This is a genomic window from Sphingopyxis sp. GW247-27LB, from assembly GCF_002277025.1.
Classification (GTDB): Bacteria; Pseudomonadota; Alphaproteobacteria; order Sphingomonadales; family Sphingomonadaceae; genus Sphingopyxis.
Map to the genome: position 1 here is coordinate 549,544 of NZ_NIWD01000009.1, position 17,282 is coordinate 566,825.

At 69.6% G+C, this 17,282-nt stretch carries 15 protein-coding genes and 2 tRNA genes; 14 read left to right on the forward strand and 3 right to left on the reverse strand.

The window, feature by feature from the left end; genetic code table 11:
* The first annotated feature begins 4 nt into the window (after positions 1–4).
* Positions 5–631 (forward strand): thiamine phosphate synthase, encoded by a 627-nt coding sequence (locus tag CD928_RS15110; protein WP_095387897.1) that lies wholly within the window; start codon positions 5–7, stop codon positions 629–631.
* Here the strand turns inward: CD928_RS15110 and CD928_RS15115 are convergent.
* A complete protein-coding gene (locus CD928_RS15115) occupies positions 604–1,269 on the reverse strand; it encodes a hypothetical protein (protein ID WP_255247185.1) in 666 nt (221 codons plus the stop codon). The two genes, CD928_RS15110 and CD928_RS15115, sit on opposite strands and share 28 nt — an antisense overlap.
* A gap of 333 nt (positions 1,270–1,602) precedes the next feature.
* On the opposite strand from CD928_RS15115, the gene CD928_RS15120 reads away from it, so the two are divergent.
* The 4 genes from CD928_RS15120 to holA are packed head-to-tail and all read left to right on the forward strand — an operon-like array spanning position 1,603 to position 6,263.
* On the forward strand, positions 1,603–2,064 hold the full coding sequence (locus tag CD928_RS15120; RefSeq protein WP_095387899.1) for a DUF3576 domain-containing protein: 462 nt from the start codon (positions 1,603–1,605) through the stop codon (positions 2,062–2,064).
* A gap of 50 nt (positions 2,065–2,114) precedes the next feature.
* On the forward strand, positions 2,115–4,697 hold the full coding sequence (leuS, locus tag CD928_RS15125; RefSeq protein ID WP_095387900.1) for a leucine--tRNA ligase: 2,583 nt from the start codon (positions 2,115–2,117) through the stop codon (positions 4,695–4,697).
* 1 nt (position 4,698) lies between these two features.
* Positions 4,699–5,235 (forward strand): LPS assembly lipoprotein LptE, encoded by a 537-nt coding sequence (gene lptE / locus CD928_RS15130; RefSeq protein ID WP_095387901.1) that lies wholly within the window; start codon positions 4,699–4,701, stop codon positions 5,233–5,235.
* The gene (holA, locus tag CD928_RS15135) at positions 5,232–6,263 is read left to right on the forward strand and encodes a DNA polymerase III subunit delta (protein ID WP_095387902.1); all 1,032 of its coding nucleotides are present in this window, start codon (positions 5,232–5,234) and stop codon (positions 6,261–6,263) included. The genes lptE and holA overlap by 4 nt, the downstream gene beginning before the upstream one ends.
* A gap of 16 nt (positions 6,264–6,279) precedes the next feature.
* Here holA and CD928_RS15140 read toward each other — a convergent pair whose 3' ends face one another.
* Entirely contained in the window at positions 6,280–6,762 is a 483-nt protein-coding gene (locus tag CD928_RS15140) for a hypothetical protein (protein WP_095387903.1), read from the reverse strand.
* Positions 6,763–6,821: 59 nt separating this feature from the next.
* Here CD928_RS15140 and glpX point away from each other — a divergent pair, with 59 nt between their 5' ends.
* Both glpX and CD928_RS15150 read left to right on the forward strand, forming a co-directional pair.
* Positions 6,822–7,796: a class II fructose-bisphosphatase gene (gene glpX / locus CD928_RS15145; RefSeq protein ID WP_095387904.1), complete on the forward strand. Its 975-nt coding sequence runs from the start codon at positions 6,822–6,824 to the stop codon at positions 7,794–7,796.
* Positions 7,797–7,909: 113 nt separating this feature from the next.
* Entirely contained in the window at positions 7,910–9,493 is a 1,584-nt protein-coding gene (locus CD928_RS15150) for a hypothetical protein (RefSeq protein WP_141237164.1), read from the forward strand.
* Between the two features lie 177 nt (positions 9,494–9,670).
* Here the strand turns inward: CD928_RS15150 and CD928_RS15155 are convergent, their stop codons facing one another.
* On the reverse strand, positions 9,671–10,159 hold the full coding sequence (locus CD928_RS15155; RefSeq protein ID WP_095387906.1) for a flavodoxin: 489 nt from the start codon (positions 10,157–10,159) through the stop codon (positions 9,671–9,673).
* A 73-nt stretch (positions 10,160–10,232) separates the two neighbouring features.
* Between CD928_RS15155 and CD928_RS15160 the strand changes: the two genes are divergently transcribed.
* The 7 genes from CD928_RS15160 (at position 10,233) to CD928_RS15190 (ending at position 17,239) form a co-directional block, all read left to right on the forward strand.
* The gene (locus CD928_RS15160; RefSeq protein WP_095388085.1) at positions 10,233–12,197 is read left to right on the forward strand and encodes an alkyl/aryl-sulfatase; all 1,965 of its coding nucleotides are present in this window, start codon (positions 10,233–10,235) and stop codon (positions 12,195–12,197) included.
* Between the two features lie 25 nt (positions 12,198–12,222).
* Positions 12,223–12,753: a PH domain-containing protein gene (locus tag CD928_RS15165; RefSeq protein ID WP_095387907.1), complete on the forward strand. Its 531-nt coding sequence runs from the start codon at positions 12,223–12,225 to the stop codon at positions 12,751–12,753.
* Positions 12,750–14,291: a PH domain-containing protein gene (locus CD928_RS15170; protein WP_095387908.1), complete on the forward strand. Its 1,542-nt coding sequence runs from the start codon at positions 12,750–12,752 to the stop codon at positions 14,289–14,291. The genes CD928_RS15165 and CD928_RS15170 overlap by 4 nt, the downstream gene beginning before the upstream one ends.
* Positions 14,288–16,069 carry a single-stranded-DNA-specific exonuclease RecJ gene (gene recJ, locus CD928_RS15175; protein WP_095387909.1) on the forward strand — a complete coding sequence of 594 codons (1,782 nt, stop codon included), beginning with the start codon at positions 14,288–14,290 and terminating at the stop codon, positions 16,067–16,069. The genes CD928_RS15170 and recJ overlap by 4 nt, the downstream gene beginning before the upstream one ends.
* Before the next feature lie 92 nt (positions 16,070–16,161).
* Positions 16,162–16,237, forward strand: a tRNA-Glu gene (locus tag CD928_RS15180).
* Between the two features lie 17 nt (positions 16,238–16,254).
* A tRNA-Glu gene (locus CD928_RS15185) sits at positions 16,255–16,329 on the forward strand.
* 202 nt (positions 16,330–16,531) lie between these two features.
* On the forward strand, positions 16,532–17,239 hold the full coding sequence (locus CD928_RS15190; RefSeq protein ID WP_095387910.1) for a 2OG-Fe(II) oxygenase: 708 nt from the start codon (positions 16,532–16,534) through the stop codon (positions 17,237–17,239).
* Positions 17,240–17,282: the final 43 nt, after the last annotated feature.

The window sequence follows — 17,282 nt, forward strand, 5'->3', positions numbered from 1 at the left end:
CGCGATGATCCGATACCAGCCCCCGCCGCCGATGCTCTGGTTGCTGAGCGACGAGCGCATGACGGTGCCGGTCGCGCGGCTCGCGGCGCAGTTGCCACCGGGCAGCGGCATCGTGCTGCGCCACGACAGCCTGACCGCCGCCGAACGCTGGCGCCTGTTGCGGCGGCTGAGGCGCATCGCCGCCGCGCGGCGGCTGGTCATCATTCTGGCCGGATCGCCCGCGCACGCCAGGCGCTGGGGCGCCGACGGCGTCCATCTGCGCCAGCGGCAGGCGGGCCGGGCCGGGCAGGCGCATCGGCTCGGGCTGTTGCTGACCATGCCGGTCCATGACGCCCGCGAAGCGCGCGCCGCACGCCGCGCGAACGCGGGTGCGACCTTCGTTTCTCCGCTCCATCCGACGCGGTCGCACCCCGGTGCAGCGACGCTGGGACCCGCCGCATGGCTCCGGCTCGCGCGGCTGGCGGGCGGGCAGGCGATCGCGCTCGGCGGAGTGACTCCGGTGCGCGCGCGCGCGCTCCTTCGCCAGAGCGCGGGAAGCGGAGTCGAGCCGGGCTGGGCGGCGATCGATGCGTGGGCTGAAAAGGCGGCGAAGCGCCGGGCGCGTCAGAAGCGGAACTGCGTCCCGACATAGACCGCCTGGCTGTCGCGCCGCGTATCGGTCAGCGGCTCGACGCGGTCGTCGCTCTTGTAGCGAACCCCCGCGGTGACATCGAGGTTGCGCGTGATGCGATAGCTGCTGACGACGTCGACGGCCTGGGTGTCGCCGGGCGCGGTGACGCGGTCGGTCGCCCCGGCGGGGTCGCTTGCCCGGTTGATCATCCGCGTCGCGAAGCGCGACTTGCGTTCGGCCTGTTCGGGCGCATGCGCGACCGGCAGGTTGCGAAGGTCGGTACCGCGCGGGAGCTGCGGCGTGACGAACTTCTCGAACCCGACCGAAGCCCCGAGATTATAGGCGACCGGTGCGATCGCGATCGGCGCGCGTCCCTTGGCCAGCGCCGCGGTGCGCGCGGCGCTCGAGGCGTCGTCGCGGGCGCGAATCACGACGGTGATCGCGCGATTCTTGCGGCTGTCGTCGGTGACGGCGGGGGTGAAGCTGAAGTTGCGGCGCGCGGCTTCGGACACTTTGGCATAGCGCGCGATCAGGCGCGGATCGCCGGCGGCCGGCGTGAATTCGCCCAGCAGGGTTTCGGAAATCGACACGGGACGGATGCTGTCGGAGCGCGTCATTGCGGCCAGCGCCGGCGGCAGGGCGAGCGAAATCGCCGCCATAGCGACGAGACCCCCTTGCCAAAAATGTCGCGGCGCTCGCGCCATGATTCTGCGACTCCAACCCCAGATGGTTCGATAGATAGGCGGCTTCGCCCGACAATTCCAGTGATTCGCGAGTCTTTGCCGTCGGCGTTCCGATTTTTGCTCCGGTTGTTGCGCGATGACCACAGTCGGCGCATTTTTCGAACCCGACCCTGACTGCAGCCTTAACCGCGACGAACCGGAAATTGCCGCGCTTGCCGGACGGCGGCAAGGGCGATAGAGACGCTCCCAAATTCGCAGCAACGCGGCCGGGTCCGCCCGTCCCCCGCGTCCAAGATAAGGTGTTCCGGCATGTCTCAGCTTTCCGTCCTGGCCTCGCTCGGTCGTCGCCCCGCCACGCTCGCGTTGCTCGGGCTCGCGGCGCTCGGCCTCGCGGCCTGCGGCGGCAAGGAGCGGCCGCGCGCCGACCTCGCCGCGTCGCAGGTCACGACGATCGGCGTGAACAGCTATTTGTGGCGCGCCTCGCTCGATGCGCTCTCCTTCATGCCGCTGCTCCAGGCCGATTCGTCGGGCGGCGTCATCATCACCGACTGGTATGCGAACCCGCAAAACCCGAACGAGCGGATGAAGGTGACGGTGTCGATCCTCGACCGCGACCTGCGCGCCGACGCGCTGCGCGTCGCCGCCTCGCGGCAGGTCGCGCAGGGCGGCACCTGGGTCGATGCGCCGGTCGAGGCGGCGACGGTGCAGAAGCTCGAGGAAGTGATCCTCACCCGCGCCCGCGACCTGCGTCGCTCGGCCATCGAGGGCTAAACGCGCGGCGCGCCCGCGCCGCCCCATGAAGACAACGGGGTAAGACAGGAATGACCCGCGAAACGCGCTTTGGCGCCCTGGCCGCCGACGCCCGATGGCAGGCGGCGTGGGAGCGTGCGAACAGCTTTGCCACGACCGACACCGGCGACGCCAAGGAAAATGGGCGGCCCAAGGCCTATATCCTCGAGATGTTCCCCTATCCGTCGGGGCGCATCCATATGGGGCATGTCCGCAACTACACGATGGGCGACGTGCTCGCGCGCTTCAAGCGGATGACCGGGCACGACGTCCTCCACCCGATGGGCTGGGACGCCTTCGGCATGCCCGCCGAGAATGCCGCGATGGAAAAGGGCGTCCACCCGAACGGCTGGACGCGCGCCAATATCGACGCGATGCGCGGGCAGCTCAAGCGGCTCGGGCTCGCGATCGACTGGACCCGCGAACTCGCGACCTGCGACGCTGACTATTATGGGCAGGAGCAGGCGCTGTTCCTCGACCTCTTCGCGGCGGGCCTCGTCACGCGCAAGGAAAGCTACGTCAACTGGGATCCGGTCGATCATACGGTGCTCGCCAACGAGCAGGTGATCGACGGCCGCGGCTGGCGTTCGGGCGCGCTGGTCGAAAAGAAGAAATTGTCGCAGTGGTTCCTCAAGATCACCGACTTCGCCGACGAGCTGCTCGAAGGGCTGAAAAGCCTGGACCAGTGGCCCGACAAGGTGCGGCTGATGCAGGAAAACTGGATCGGCAAGTCGCAGGGGCTGGAGTTCTCGTTCAGGCTGGCCGGCGGCGCGCCGGGTTTCGACGTGTTCACGACGCGGCCCGACACCCTCTATGGCGCGAGCTTCGCGGCGGTCTCGCCCGACCATCCGCTCGCCGAACGCCTCGCGAAGGATTCGCCCGAGCTCGCGGCCTTCATCGCCGAATGCCGCCGCCAGGGCACGTCGGCGGAGCAATTGGAGACTGGCGAGAAGCTGGGCTTCGACACCGGCCTCGCGGTCGAGCATCCGCTCGATCCCGACTGGCATCTGCCGGTCTGGGTCGTCAATTATGTGCTGATGGATTATGGCACCGGCGCGATCTTCGGCTGCCCGGCGCACGACCAGCGCGACCTCGACTTCGCGCGCAAATATGACCTCGCGGTCCACCGCGTCATCGCCGATGGCGACGAGGACGGACAGGTCTTCCCCGGCGATGAGGCCTATGTCGGCCCCGGCCGCCTCGTGAACAGCCATTTCCTGAACGGCATGAGCATCGACGAGGCCAAGGCGGCCGTCATCGCGCGCGCCGAGCATGAGGGCTGGGGCAAGGGCACGACGGTGTGGCGCCTGCGCGACTGGGGCGTCTCGCGCCAGCGCTATTGGGGCACGCCCATCCCCTTCATCCACTGCGCCGCGTGCGGGTTGGTGCCGGTGCCGAAGAGCCAGCTCCCGGTCGTGCTGCCCGAGGATGCCGATTTCTCGGTCCCGGGCAACCCGCTCGACCGCCATCCGACGTGGAAACACACGAACTGCCCGTCGTGCGGCGGCGAGGCGGTGCGCGAGACCGACACGCTCGACACCTTCGTCGATTCCTCATGGTATTTCCTGCGCTTCGCGAGTTCGCCCGCCGACAAGCCATTCGATCCGGCGGTGATCGCGCGCTGGCTGCCGGTCGACCAATATATCGGCGGCATCGAGCATGCGATCCTCCACCTGCTCTACGCGCGCTTCTGGACGCGCGCGCTGCAGCGGATCGGCATGGTCGACATCAAGGAGCCCTTCGCCAGCCTGTTCACCCAGGGCATGGTGACACACGAAACCTATGGCCGCCCGCAGGGCGAGGGGCTGCCGCCGCTCTATTTCACCCCTGAAGAGGTGACGCGCACCGCCGAGGGTGCGACGCTCGTCGCCGACGGTGCGCCGGTCGAGGTCGGCCGCGTCATCAAGATGTCGAAGTCGAAGAAGAATGTCGTCGATCCCGACGCCATCCTCGACCAATATGGCGCCGATGCTGCGCGCTGGTTCATGCTCTCCGACAGCCCGCCCGAACGCGATCTGCCGTGGAGCGAGGCGGGGATCGAGGGCGCGTGGCGCTTCGTCCAGCGGCTGTGGCGCCTGTTCGGCGAGACCGAAAATAGCGGCGACGGCGGCGAGGATATCGCGCTTGCCCGCAAACTCCACCGCGCGATCGCCGGGGTCGCCGCCGATATCGAAGCCCTGAGCTTCAACAAGGCGGTGGCGAAGATCCACGCGCTCGCCAACGATATCGAGAAGGCGACGCCGTCGGCGACCCGCGCCGAGGCCTGCGCGACGCTGATCCTGCTCGTCGCGCCGATGATGCCGCACCTCGCCGAAGAGGCGTGGGCGGCGCTGCCGGCCTATCGGCGGACGGCCGCAGCTTTGGTCGACGCCGTGATGGTCGCCGACGCTGCGTGGCCCGCCGCGAATCCGGCACTGCTCGCCGACGACGAGGTCACGATCGTGATCCAGGTCGCGGGCAAGCGCCGCGACGAAATCACGCTCGCCAAGGGGCTGGACAAGGATGCCGTCGAAGCCGCGGCGCTCGCACGTCCGCGCATCGCCGAGTTGCTCGGCGGCGCGGCGCCGAAGAAGGTGATTGTGGTCCCCGACCGTCTGGTCAATATTGTCCCCTAAGATGCGTGCGCTCCTCGTCTCCTGCCTCGTCGCCCTGTCGCTGCCGCTCGGCGGCTGCGGGCTCCGGCCGCTCTATGCGAGCGGCGCGAAGGGCGGGGTGGCGACGATGCTCGCCGACATCGACGTCGGGCCGATCGAGGGTCACGCCGGCTGGCTCGTCCGCAACGCGCTGCGCGACCGCTTCGTCGCGGCGCAGGGCGGACGCGGCGAGGGCAATCGCTACCGGCTCGACGTGCGGCTCGAGGACAGCATCACCGGCTTCGGCGTTCGCTCCGACGATGCGGTGACGCGCGAGCGGCGGACGCTGCGCGCGCGCTACCAGCTCGTCGATTCGCAGACCAACCAGGTGCTGCTCGATGCGACCGCCGCGCAGGACGCCGGCATCGATGTCGTCGGCAGCGAATATGCGACGATTGCCGCCGAGAATTCGTCGCTCGAACGGCTGGCGTCGGGGATCGCCGACCAGATCGTCGCGCGGCTCGCGGTCTATGCCGACCGCGGCGGCCCCGCGGCGGCGCCCGCCAACCCCGCTCCGTGAAGACGGTCAAGCCCGCCGAGCTCGAACGCCAGACCCGGCTCGACCCCGCGGTTCGCCTGACCTTGCTGACCGGCCCCGACGAGGCGACGATGAACGCGGTCGCGGTGCGGCTTGTCGCGCTCGCGGGGAAGGAGGCCGAGCGGCTCGATCTTTCCTCGTCGCAGCTCGGGCAGGATCCCTCGCTGCTCGCCGCCGAAGCCGCCTCGATGTCGCTCTTCGCCTCCGAACGCTTGATAAGGCTCGAGATTTCGGGAAGTGGCGACGATTGCGTCGAAGCGGTCGCGGCGCTGCTCGCGGCCGATACCGCGGTCAATCCGGTGATCGCCACCGGCGCGACGGTGACCGCCAAGTCGAAACTGGTGAAGCTGATCGAGGGGTCGGACCATGCGGTCGCCGCCATCTGCTACCAGCCCGATCGCCGCGCACTCGTCGGCATCGCGATCTCGGCGGCTGAGGAGCAGGGGCTGCGGCTCGCCAACGCCGAGGCGCAGCTGCTCGTCGATCTCGTCTCGGGCGACCAGGCGTTGATGCGGCGCGAGCTCGAAAAGATCGCGCTCTACCTCGACGCGGCGCGCGACCGGCAGCGGCAGGTCACCGCCGCTGACATCGCCGCACTCGGCGCTGCGACGCACGAGGAGGATGTCAGCGAGTGCATCAACGTCGCGCTCGGCGGCAAGGTGCGCGAGCTTCCCGACATGCTGGCGAAGGCGGCGGCGGTCGGCGTCGCCGAGATCCGCATCCTCCGCGCGCTGGCGATCCGCACGATGCAGCTCGCGCGGCTGCGCGCCGAGGTCGACGCGGGCGCGCATCCCGCGACGGTGGTCGCGGCGCGCAGCAGCGGCGTCTTCTGGAAGGAGCGCGACGCCGTGACCGCGCAGCTTCACATCTGGGATTCGCTCCGGGTCGCGCGGCTGATGAGCCGGCTGCTCGACTGCGAACGCGCGCTCAAGGCCTCGGGCACCGCGGGCGCGGTGCTGTTCCGCAAGCTGATGACCGACATCGCGTATCAGGCCGCGCGGGCGCGGTGACCCGATACATGTCTCCCTAGGGAAGCGACGGCTCGTCCGCAGAGGGCTCCTCCGGAGCGGCGGGCTCGCCCGTTTCGGGATCGGTACGCCGCTTCACCATTTCATAGAGCGCATTATATTCGGGGCCGGGCGGATAGCGGCCGCCGATCGATATCCAGTTATAGGGCAGCTTGTCGAGGCTCATCGCCTTGGCCTCGGCGCGCGGCAGCTTCGGCGGCGCTTCGCGGCCCTCGTTCGCGATCGCGCGCAGTTCGGGGGGCAGCCGGTAGCGCTCGGTGTCGCTGCCGCAGACGACGATCTCGTCACTGTCCGCGGGCTTGCAGCGCTTGATCGGGTCGACGAGCGTCTTTGTGTTGGCGATCGCGGCGTCGGCATCGGCCGCCGGCCCTTCGGCGGTCTGCGCCGCGGCGTGCGGCGCTGTCATGCCCGCGACGCACAGCGCGGCGAAAGCGGCGCCGAATCGGGCGAAGCATTCTCGACAAGCGCTGCGGCGGGCCATATGGCGCGCACCATGCCCGACCGGCGCGACAAGACAACAGGGAATATGGAGATCATCGGATGACGAACAGCAGCGGCAGCAACCTCGACCGGGTGCTCGTGCTCGAAATGGTGCGCGTCACCGAAGCCGCGGCGATCGCCGCCGCCAAGCTGATCGGCCGGGGCGACGAGAAAGCCGCCGACGCCGCCGCGGTCGAGGCGATGCGCGCCGCGTTCAACGACCTCTACATGGACGGCACCGTCGTGATCGGCGAAGGCGAGCGCGACGAGGCGCCGATGCTCTATATCGGCGAGAAGGTCGGCAATGCCCCCGGCAAGGGCCCCAGGATCGACATCGCGCTCGACCCGCTCGAGGGCACGACGATCACCGCCAAGGCCGGGCCGAACGCGCTCGCGGTGCTCGCGATCGCCGAGGAAGGCTGCCTCCTCAACGCCCCCGACGTTTATATGGACAAGCTCGCGGTCGGCCCCGGCTATTCGCCCGACATCGTGAATTTCGACAACGGCGTGCGCGAGAATGTCGAGGCGGTCGCGCGCGAGAAGAGTGTGTCGCCGCAGGACATCATCGTCTGCGTGCTCGACCGGCCGCGCCACGAGGCGATCATCGCCGAGCTGCGCGCGATCGGCTGCGGCGTTGCGCTGATTCCCGACGGCGACGTCGCCGGGGTGATCGCGACGACCAACCCCGAAACCAACATCGACATCTACATGGGGTCGGGCGGCGCGCCCGAGGGCGTACTCGCCGCTGCGGCGCTGCGCTGCGTCGGCGGCCAGTTCAAGGGCCGCCTGATCTTTCGCAACGACGACGAGCGGTTGCGCGCCAAGAAATGGGGGATCGAGGATCTCGACCGCGTCTATGATCTCGAGGACCTTGCCAAGGGTGACGTGATCTTCGCCGCGACCGGCGTCACCGACGGCTCGCTGCTGCGCGGCGTCAAGCACCGCCGCGGCGGCATCCTGACCACCGAGAGCGTCGTCATGCGCGCCTCGTCGGGCACCGTGCGCTGGGTCAAGGGCGAGCACCGGATCGCTTGATCCCTCTCCCTTCGAAGCCCCCTCGACAGCCGCCTTGGCATCGGGCATTTCCATGCGACGGAACGCCGGGGTGGGGTTCGAAACAGGGGTTTTGGGGGGGAATGAAGAATCACATGTTCGCCGCCGCCGCGATGGCGGCGATGCTGGTGCCTGCCGTCGCGCCGGCGGCCGAAACGCAGGTCGACGCGAAAAAGGAGGAGGGCTCGCTCTATCTCCAGTGCGACGGCAATCCGAACAATATGACCGCGGGCGAATCGGCGGCGCGCCTGCTCGGCGCGGTCACGCTGCTTGGGCTGTTCGCGCCGCCGCCCGAATCGGCCGACGCAAGCAAACGTAAGTTCGGCGCCGCCGGCGCCGCCGCGTGCAGCGGCATCCTGGAGGGCGAGAAGGCCGAGGGCAATCCGCGCCGCCGCATCCCGTTGATCCTCGCGCGCGCGGTGCATCAGATCGAGGCGAAGGATTATGCCGCGGCGGGCGCCGACGTCGCCAAGGCGCGCGCCGAGGCCGACGCCGCACAGCTCACCGCCGACCCCTATTTCAACCGGTCGATGGGATTGTCCTTCGATCAGGTCGAGGCCGCGATCCTCGTTCGGCAGGACCGCGTGCCCGACGCGATGCGCGTCGCGCTCGCCGCCACCGACGAACATCGCTTTTCGCTGCTGCCGCTGATTTCGATGCAGGACTATGCGAAACTCGCGCCGCTCGGCAGTGACGCCGATATCGCGCACGTCCAGGCGGTGGCGCGGCTCGCGCCCGGGATGACCGACCTCGCCGCCGACCGGCTCGAAGAGATCGGCCGTTATGGCGAGGCGGCGCGGATGCGCGCCGATCTGGTGCGGTTCCAGAGCATCGGCAAGACCAAGGAGGGCGAGCCCCACCGCCCGAGCACGCTCGCCGTCGCGCAGCTCGCGCTGTCCGAGGCACTCGCCGGCGACTGGGATGCGGCCGCTGCCGCGGCGAAGCGGGCGCGGAGCATCGACGACGCCCGCGTCGGCGAGGGCAAGCCCGAGGCGATGGACGTCCGGCTGCAGACCACCGAGGTGCTCGACCTCTATGAGGTGCTGCTGCTCGCGAAGGACGGCAAGCCCGAAGCGGCGCGGCGCCAGTTCACCGCGCGTTCGCGCTGGCTCGCCCCGTCGTTCGGGGCGGTGATGGCGGCGAACCGCCTGCTTTATGCCGATGCGCCGGCGGCCGATCGTGTCGCCCAGCTCGCCCAGCCCGCCGATGCGATGTGGGCCGAGCGCGCGACCGCCGCGCGCGCCGAGCTGACCGCGAAGGACAGCGACAACAAGACGCTGTTCCAGCTGATCGAGCCCTATGTCGCCGCCGCGGCCTTCGAGGCGCAGTCGAAATCGGTGTGGCGCACCGACAAGTCGAAGATCTTCATTAAGCTGAAGTCGGACGACGCGCTGGAGCCGGAGACGAAGATCGCCTTCCTTTATGGCGTGCAGCCCGACGTCGCCTATGATTCGATGATGCTGCACGCGGCGCTCGACGCGAAGGCGCGGGGCAAGCAGGGCTTCACCTTCGCGCCGCTGTTCGACAAATATCTCGCCGCGGTCGTCCGCGCGGGCAGTCCGGGCGACGAGATCATGCCGGCCTCGCTCTATCTCGACGCCGACGCGGTGATCGCGGCGCTGTCGCCCGCGATTCCCGACCCCGTCACGCTGAAGGCGCGGCGGGCGGTGGCGAAATAGGGGGCGGGAAGCGGCCGGTAGCGGCCATAGCTTCTCCCCTCCCTTTTAGGGAGGGGCTGGGGGTGGGTAGCCGCCGAAGGCGGCGTTCTTTTGCGGGCTCGCTCCGCTCGCGCACCCACCCCTAACCCCTCCCTAAAAGGGAGGGGAATGGCTCAAACCCACCCCAAAGCCGCCGCCTCAAAAAATCCCCGCCGCCAGTCCCTCGGCGAGCGCCGCACCCAGGTCGCGCGCTTCGGCGAGGCGAGTGGCGGGGATCGTTTTGGGTGCAAGGATCGCCTCGGGGGTCTGGGCGGCGGTGTTCACGATCACCGGGTCGGCGACGCGCCGCAGCCGCCAGCCGGTCGCGATGCGGTCGAGCTGGCGCTGCGCGTTCTCGCCGTCCGACCCCGCGCAGATGATCGTCGCATAGGCGCGCCCCTCGATCCGCCCGAGGCACGGATAATAGCAGCGGTCGAACATCTCCTTCATCGCGCCCGACAGCGCGGCGAGATTTTCGGGGCCGACGAAGAGATAGCCCGTGGCGGCGAGGAGATCGGCGGGCGTTGCGGCGTCGGCTGCTATCAGCACTCCCGCTTCGCCCGCGCCTTCTGCCGCCGCGCGGGCGAGCGCTTCGCTGCCGCCGGTGCGGCTGTGCCAAATGATAAGAAGTTTGCAGTCTGCCGCCATGTCATTCCCTATGCTGCCCGCTTGCCAAGCCGCGGCGCGCGGCGCAAGCCGGACCGAAACGGGGGAGAATGCGATGAGACAGGCGTGGATGGCGATGACGTTCCCGGTGCTGCTGGCGCCGGGCGTCGCGGCGCAGGATATGGCGAGCGATGCGACGCGCGCGGCGCAGGCCGAGCTCGCGAAGCGGCTGCCGCTCGACGACCCGAAGGATTTCGAGAACGCCTCGCGCGGCAAGATCGCCGAGATCGCCGACGGGCTGATCACCGGCAAGGACGGCGGGATCGTCTGGGACCGCCGCGCCTATGCGTTTCTGAACGCCGAAAAGGCGCCCGACACGGTCAATCCGTCGCTGTGGCGGCAGGCGCGGCTCAACGCGGTCCACGGCCTGTTCGAAGTGGTGCCGGACAAGATCTGGCAGGTCCGCGGCTATGATATTTCGGTGATGACGATCATCCGCGGCGAGACCGGCTGGATCGTCGTCGACCCGCTGCTGTCCGAGGAGGCCGCGGCGGCGGGCTGGAAATTGTTCGCCGACACGGTCGAGGCGAAATCGGGCACGCGGCCGATCAAGGCGGTGATCTTCAGCCACAGCCACAGCGACCATTTCGGCGGCGTCGGCGGCATCGTCACCCCCGAACAGGTGGCGAAGGAGAAGATCCGCATCATCGCCCCGCACGGCTTTTCGGAGGAAGCGACCGCGGAGAATGTCCTCGCGGGCGGCGCGATGGGTCGGCGCGCGCTCTATATGTTCGGGGCGATCCTGGCGCCGGGGCCGAAGGGGCAGGTCGACACCGGGCTGGGGCCCAAGCTGTCGTCGGGGACGATCGGCTATATGGAGCCGACCGAGACGGTGCCCAGGGCCGGCGCGACGCTGACCATCGACGGGCTGGCGTTCGATTTCCTCGATGCGGGCGGCACCGAGGCGCCGGCGGAGATGGTCTTTTACATCCCCGCCTACAAGGCGCTGCACACGACCGAGGTCGTCACCCACAATCTCCACAACATATTGACGCTGCGCGGGGCGCAGGTGCGCGACGCGCTGCACTGGTCGAAGGTGATCGACGCGATGCTGCTGAAGTGGGGCGGCCGGGCCGAGGTCGCGATGGGATCGCACCATTGGCCGACCTGGGGCGCGGGCGAGGTGAGCACGCTGTTGACGCACCAGCGCGATGCCTATCGCTATGTCCACGACCGCACGCTGTTTCTCGCCAACCGCGGCGCGACCCTGCACGAACTCGCCGACCAGACGGCGGAGGCGCCGGTGCAGGCGGCCGATTTTTCGACCCGCGGCTATTATGGCACGCTCAACCACGACATGAAGGCGACCTATCAGCGCTATTTCGGCTGGTGGGACGGCAACCCCGCCAATTTCAACCCGCTGCCGCCCGAGCAGTCGGCGCCCAAATATGTCGCGCTCGCGGGCGGCGCCGACAAGCTGCTCGCCGCCGGCAAGGCGGCGGTCGCAGCGGGCGATTATCGCTGGGCGGCCGAACTTCTGAACAAGCTCGTTTTCGCCGAACCCGCCAACCAGGCGGCGCGCGCGGCGCTCGCTTCGGCCTATGACCAGCTCGGCTATCAGGCCGAGTCGGGGGCGTGGCGCAACTATTATCTCGCCGCTGCCGCCAGTTTGCGCGGCACCGAGGTCGCAGCGGCGACGAGTAACGGGCAGAGCCGCAGCTTCGTGAGCGCGATCCCGACGCCGGTCTTCTTCGACGCGCTCGCGACACGCTTCGACGCGGCCAAGGGATCGGCGCTCAAGGGCGTCTTCCAGTTCGTGCTGCCCGACAGCAGGGAAGCGGTCGCGGTGGTCGTCGAGGGCGGGGTCGAATTCCCGCGCTACGGCGTCACCGATGCGGCGCCGACGGCGACGATCACGATCGACCGCAAGACGCTCGACGACATCATGCTGGGACAGGCGCAATTTCCCGCGCTGATGCAGTCGGGCGCGATCCGCATCGACGGCGACCGCGCGGCGTTCCTGTCGTGGTTCGCGCTCCACCCGCGCGCCGACCCGCGCTTCAATATAGTTGTGCCCTAGGGGCCCGTCGGACTATCGAAGGGGGATGACCGAGACCGTCGCCGTTCACCCCGTCGATCCCTTCGACGCCCATGCGCTCAACGCCGCCGAGGGGCTCGATTCGGTCGATCCCGCCTTCAGCCATGTGCTGCGCATCACGACCTTGTTCAACATGCTGCCGATCGCGATCGGCGCGACGGTGCTCGACGTCATGGTCGTGCGCGAGGTCGGCGGGCCCTACGGTCTGCTGAGCGTGCTCGCCTGGCTGCTCGGGGTGATCGCGGTCGTCACCTTTCCGGCGCGCCGCGCGCAGCGCTGGGGGTTCAAGATCGGCGAGGGACAGCTTCGCGTCGCGCGCGGCTGGCTGTTCCGCACCGACACGATCGTTCCCTTCGTGCGCGTGCAGCACATCGACGTCGGCCAGGGGCCTGTCGAGCGCTGGTTCGGCCTGTCGCATCTCGTCGTCCACACCTCGGGCACGCACAACAGCACGGTGACGCTGCCCGGCCTCCGCGCCGACCTCGCCGCCGCGATGCGCGAGACGATCCGCCGCCACATCCAGACCGACTTCGCATGACCGACGGCGCCGCCGCCCTCCCCGCCGAAGCCGCCGCCGAGCCCGAGTGGCAGCGGCTGCACCCCGCGACGCTGGCGCTCGCGATCGTCAAGCTGGGGCCGCGCACGGTCAATTTCCTCCCCGCGCTCGCGGCGATCGGCATCGCGGGAAAGTGGATTTACGTCCTCCCGGCGCTCGGGGCTTTCCTGCTGATCTCGCTTGTCGTCGCCTGGTTCGCCTGGCTGCGCTTTCGTTTTTTGGTCGGTTCCGACGAGATCGTGATCGAGAGCGGCGTCTTCGCGCGCCAGCACCGCACCATCCCCTTCGACCGCATCCAGGACGTCAGCATCGAACAGGGGCTGATCGCGCGCGCGCTCGGTATCGCCAAGGTCGGGTTCGAGACCGGCGCGGGTGGCGACAAGAAAGACGAGGCGCGGCTCGACGCGATCGGTCTCGACGCCGCGCAGGCGCTGCGCACGACGATCCGCGCGCATCGCGGCGACACGGTTCCCGCGGCCGCGACGCCCACGAGCGGCGAAGACGCGGACGAGGCGACCGCGTCGCCGGCGACCGAAGACCGACTGCTCTTCGCGATGTCGCCGCGCCGGCTGCTGATCGCCGGACTGTTCAACTTCTCGCTCGCCGCGCTCGCCGTGGTCGGCGCGGGCATGCAGCTCTTCGACAATCTGCTTCCCTTCGATTTCAACATCTTCAATCCCGTCGACTGGTTCGATCTTGCCGAGCGCTACGGCCTCGAACAATGGATCGTCGCGCACCGCTGGGTCGCGGGGGTCGGCGCGTTGCTCTCCTTGCTCTTCATCGGCTTCGCGAGCGGGGTGCTGATGATGGTTCTCGCGAACTGGGGATTCCGCCTGACCCGCGAGCCGCGCGCGCTCCGCCGCACTCGCGGGCTGACCACGCGCACCGACGTCGCGCTGCCGGTGCGGCGCGTGCAGGCGGCGATCCTCGTCACCGGCTGGCTGCGGAAGCGTTTCGACTGGCACGAACTGCGCCTGCAAAGCCTCGCGCGCGACGGCGAAAAGGAGAAGGACCATCAGGTCGTTCCCTTCGGCCATCTGTCGGAGATCGATCCGGTGCTGGGCGAAATCGCGATCCGGCGCCCCGACGCCGCCCAGCCCTGGGAGCACAGCCACCGCGTCATCGCGGCCGGGGGCCTCTTCGGGGCGTTGTGCGCCGCGGCGGGGGGGACGATCGCCATGCTGCTCGGCCAGCCGCTCGGCGGGATCGGCATCGCCGCCGGCGCGCTGATCGCGGCGGTCACCCTCTTCAGCGCGCGGTTCCATAGCTGGACCGACCTGCCCGACATGGTCGCGATCCGCCGCGGCTGGCTCAAGCCCAAGACCACATTGCTCCCGCACGCCTCGGTGCAGAGCGTCGACCTCAAGTCCGATTTCATCCTCCGCCCGCTCGGCCTCGCGACGCTCGTCTTCGGCGTGCCCGGCGGCAGCGCGCTCGGCAGTCACGAGATTCCGGCGATCCCCCTCGCAACGGCGCAAGCGCTGCGCACGCGCATCCTTGCCGCGCGGAGCCGCGCATGAGCGGCGCGGCGAGCAGCCTGGCCTTGGGCATCGACCGTTCGATCCTCGGCCAGCCGTGGCACTGGCGCCGCGCGAGCGCCGACATGGGGGGCGACAGCCTTGCCCCCGACGACCTCGTCACCCAATTGCTGCTCGCGCGCGGGGTGGCGCGCGACGATATCGAGCGCCAGCGCTTGCCGACCTTGCGCGGCTTCATGCCCGACCCCGCGCTGTTCCGGGACATGGAGGCCGCCGCGGCGCGGCTGGCCGACGCGGTCGAGGCCCGCGAGGCGGTGACGATCTTCGGCGACTACGACGTCGACGGCGCGACCTCGGCGGCGCTGCTCGTGCGGCTGCTCCGCGCGCTCGACGTGCCGGTCGGCGCCTATATCCCCGACCGGCTGATGGAGGGCTATGGTCCCTCGGGCGCGGCGCTGGTCCGGATCGGCGAGGCGGGATCGAAGCTGGTGGTCACCGTCGATTGCGGCGCGCAGGCGTTCGACGCGATTTCGGAAGCCAAGGCGGCCGGGGTCGAGGTGATCGTCGTCGATCATCACCAGTGCGCGACCACGCTGCCGGAGGCGTTCGCGGTGGTGAACCCCAACCGGCTCGACGAGGCGGCGGATGCCGCGATCCACGGCAATCTCGCCGCGGTGGGGGTCGCATTCCTGCTCGGCGCGGCGCTGCTCCGCACGCTGCGCGCGCGCGGCTTTTTCGGTCAACGCGCCGAGCCGGCGCTGATCGAGCTGCTCGACCTCGTCGCGCTCGGCACCGTCGCCGACGTCGCGCGGCTGACCGGTTTCAACCGCGCGCTGGTGACGCAGGGGCTGAAGGTGATGGCGCGGCGCGGCAATATCGGCCTCGCGGCACTGATGGACGCGGCGCGGCTGACGCGGCCGCCGAGCGCGAGCGACATGGGCTTCGCGCTCGGCCCGCGGATCAACGCGGGCGGGCGCGTCGGCAAGTCCGACCTCGGCGTACGACTGCTCACCACCGCGGACCCGCAGGAGGCGGCCGACATCGCGCAGGAACTGAACCGGCTCAACGAGGAGCGGCGCGCGATCGAGGCGGGGGTGCTCGATGAGGCGATCGCGGCGAGCGCCGCGTGCGCCAACGCGCCGGTCGCGATCGTCGCGGGCGCGGGCTGGCACCCCGGCGTGATCGGCATCGTCGCCGGGCGGCTGAAAGAGAAGCTCCACCGCCCGGCGATCGTCATCGCGCTCGACGAGGAAGGCGTGGGCAAGGGTTCGGGCCGCTCGATCTCGGGCGTCGACCTCGGTGCCGCGATCCTCGCCGCGAAGGAGACGGGGCTGCTCGTCGCGGGCGGCGGTCATGCGATGGCGGCGGGGCTGACCGTCGCCGCCGGCCAGGTCGACGCGCTCGGCGCCTTCCTGAACGATCGTCTCGCCGCCGATGTCGAGCGCGCGAGCGGCGACAAGTCGCTGCTGATCGACGCGGTGCTCGCGCCGAAGGGGATCAATCCCCTGTGGTGCGACGCGATCGAGAGCGCGGGTCCCTATGGCGCCGGCTGGCCCGCGCCGCGCGTCGCGACGGGGCCGGTGCGGATCGTCGAATCGGGGGTGGTCGGCACCGACCATGTGCGGTTGATCGTGTCGGGCGACGATGGCGCGCGCTTCAAGGCGATCGCCTTCCGCAGCGCCGAAACCGAACTCGGCCAGGCGCTGCTCCACGCGCGGGGCGGCCGCAAGCTCTGGCTCGCGGGCCGCGCCAAGCGCGACGATTGGGGCAGCCGCCCGGCAGCCGAGCTCCACCTCGAGGATGCGGCCTGGGCGGATTGACGCGGCGGCGCGCTATATTTTTGCGCGGCCGCCCCGCGCCCGCGCTTGACCGCAGGAACGCGCCCGTCTAAGGCGCCGCTTCACCGATCGACGGCCCCTTCGTCTAGCGGTCTAGGACGTCGCCCTTTCACGGCGAAAACACGGGTTCGAGTCCCGTAGGGGTCACCATCGTCGACCGGCCATGCGGCCCCTTCGTCTAGCGGTCAGGACGCGGCCCTCTCACGGCTGAAACACGGGTTCGATTCCCGTAGGGGTCACCACGCAGCGATTTTTCGGCGAACCCGTGCGCCCTTGTTGGGCGGATCGACAACAGCCGGCCCGACGTGGTTCGATTCCCCTAGGTGTCACCACCACTTTCTCCCGCATCGCGACTCCCATCGCTTCGATCGCAAGATTCGGAGCGCCGGTTGAGGCATCGCGTTCTAGGGCGCGTCCTTTGTCCATCCGCAAAGGTCGCCCCACATGCCCGATTCCCCGCCCCTGCCCTCCCTCGATTCCGACCGCCTCGACGCCGACCTCGATGCGCAGGGGTGGCATGTCGTGCCCAGGCTGCTGCCGGTCACGGACTGCGCCGCGCTGAGCGCTGCCTATAACGATGAAACCCTCTATCGCAGCACCGTGACGATGCAGCGGCACGGTTTCGGGCGCGGCGAGTATCGCTATCACCGCTATCCGTTGCCCGCCCGCGTCGCGGCGATCCGCGCGCATTTTTATCCGCCACTCGCCGCGATCGCGAACCGCTGGGCGGCGAAGCTGGGGCGCGAAGAGCGTTACCCCGCCACGCTCGCGGAATTTCTCGATCATTGCCACGCCGAAAGCCAGCCGCGGCCGACGCCGTTGATCCTGCGCTACCGCGCCGGCGACTATAATTGCCTGCATCAGGACCTGTACGGCGCGGTCCATTTCCCCCTCCAGCTCGCGGTCCTGCTGTCGGAGCCGGGGGGCGATTTCGACGGTGGCGCGTTCGTGATCACCGAACAGCGCCCGCGGATGCAGTCGCGCCCGCACGTCGTGCCGCTGGCGCAGGGCGACGCGGTGATCTTCGCGGTCAACGAAGCGCCGCGCGACGGCACGCGCGGACCCTATCGCGTCCGGCTACGCCACGGGGTCAGCGAGGTGAGGCGCGGCGAGCGCCACACGCTCGGCGTCATCTTCCACGACGCGACATAGCCATCCATCGCCTCCATATCGGCGCCGGGGCCGAGCAAGTCCG

What these genes read in the sequence shown, in the direction of transcription:
- CD928_RS15110 (WP_095387897.1), top strand. Translation starts at nt 5, where the DNA reads ATGATCCGATACCAGCCCCCGCCGCCGATGCTCTGGTTGCTGAGCGAC.
- CD928_RS15115 (WP_255247185.1), bottom strand. Translation starts at nt 1,269, where the DNA reads ATGGCGGCGATTTCGCTCGCCCTGCCGCCGGCGCTGGCCGCAATGACG.
- CD928_RS15120 (WP_095387899.1), top strand. Translation starts at nt 1,603, where the DNA reads ATGTCTCAGCTTTCCGTCCTGGCCTCGCTCGGTCGTCGCCCCGCCACG.
- leuS (WP_095387900.1), top strand. Translation starts at nt 2,115, where the DNA reads ATGACCCGCGAAACGCGCTTTGGCGCCCTGGCCGCCGACGCCCGATGG.
- lptE (WP_095387901.1), top strand. Translation starts at nt 4,699, where the DNA reads ATGCGTGCGCTCCTCGTCTCCTGCCTCGTCGCCCTGTCGCTGCCGCTC.
- CD928_RS15140 (WP_095387903.1), bottom strand. Translation starts at nt 6,762, where the DNA reads ATGGCCCGCCGCAGCGCTTGTCGAGAATGCTTCGCCCGATTCGGCGCC.
- glpX (WP_095387904.1), top strand. Translation starts at nt 6,822, where the DNA reads ATGACGAACAGCAGCGGCAGCAACCTCGACCGGGTGCTCGTGCTCGAA.
- CD928_RS15150 (WP_141237164.1), top strand. Translation starts at nt 7,910, where the DNA reads ATGTTCGCCGCCGCCGCGATGGCGGCGATGCTGGTGCCTGCCGTCGCG.
- CD928_RS15155 (WP_095387906.1), bottom strand. Translation starts at nt 10,159, where the DNA reads ATGGCGGCAGACTGCAAACTTCTTATCATTTGGCACAGCCGCACCGGC.
- CD928_RS15160 (WP_095388085.1), top strand. Translation starts at nt 10,233, where the DNA reads ATGAGACAGGCGTGGATGGCGATGACGTTCCCGGTGCTGCTGGCGCCG.
- CD928_RS15165 (WP_095387907.1), top strand. Translation starts at nt 12,223, where the DNA reads ATGACCGAGACCGTCGCCGTTCACCCCGTCGATCCCTTCGACGCCCAT.
- CD928_RS15170 (WP_095387908.1), top strand. Translation starts at nt 12,750, where the DNA reads ATGACCGACGGCGCCGCCGCCCTCCCCGCCGAAGCCGCCGCCGAGCCC.
- recJ (WP_095387909.1), top strand. Translation starts at nt 14,288, where the DNA reads ATGAGCGGCGCGGCGAGCAGCCTGGCCTTGGGCATCGACCGTTCGATC.
- CD928_RS15190 (WP_095387910.1), top strand. Translation starts at nt 16,532, where the DNA reads ATGCCCGATTCCCCGCCCCTGCCCTCCCTCGATTCCGACCGCCTCGAC.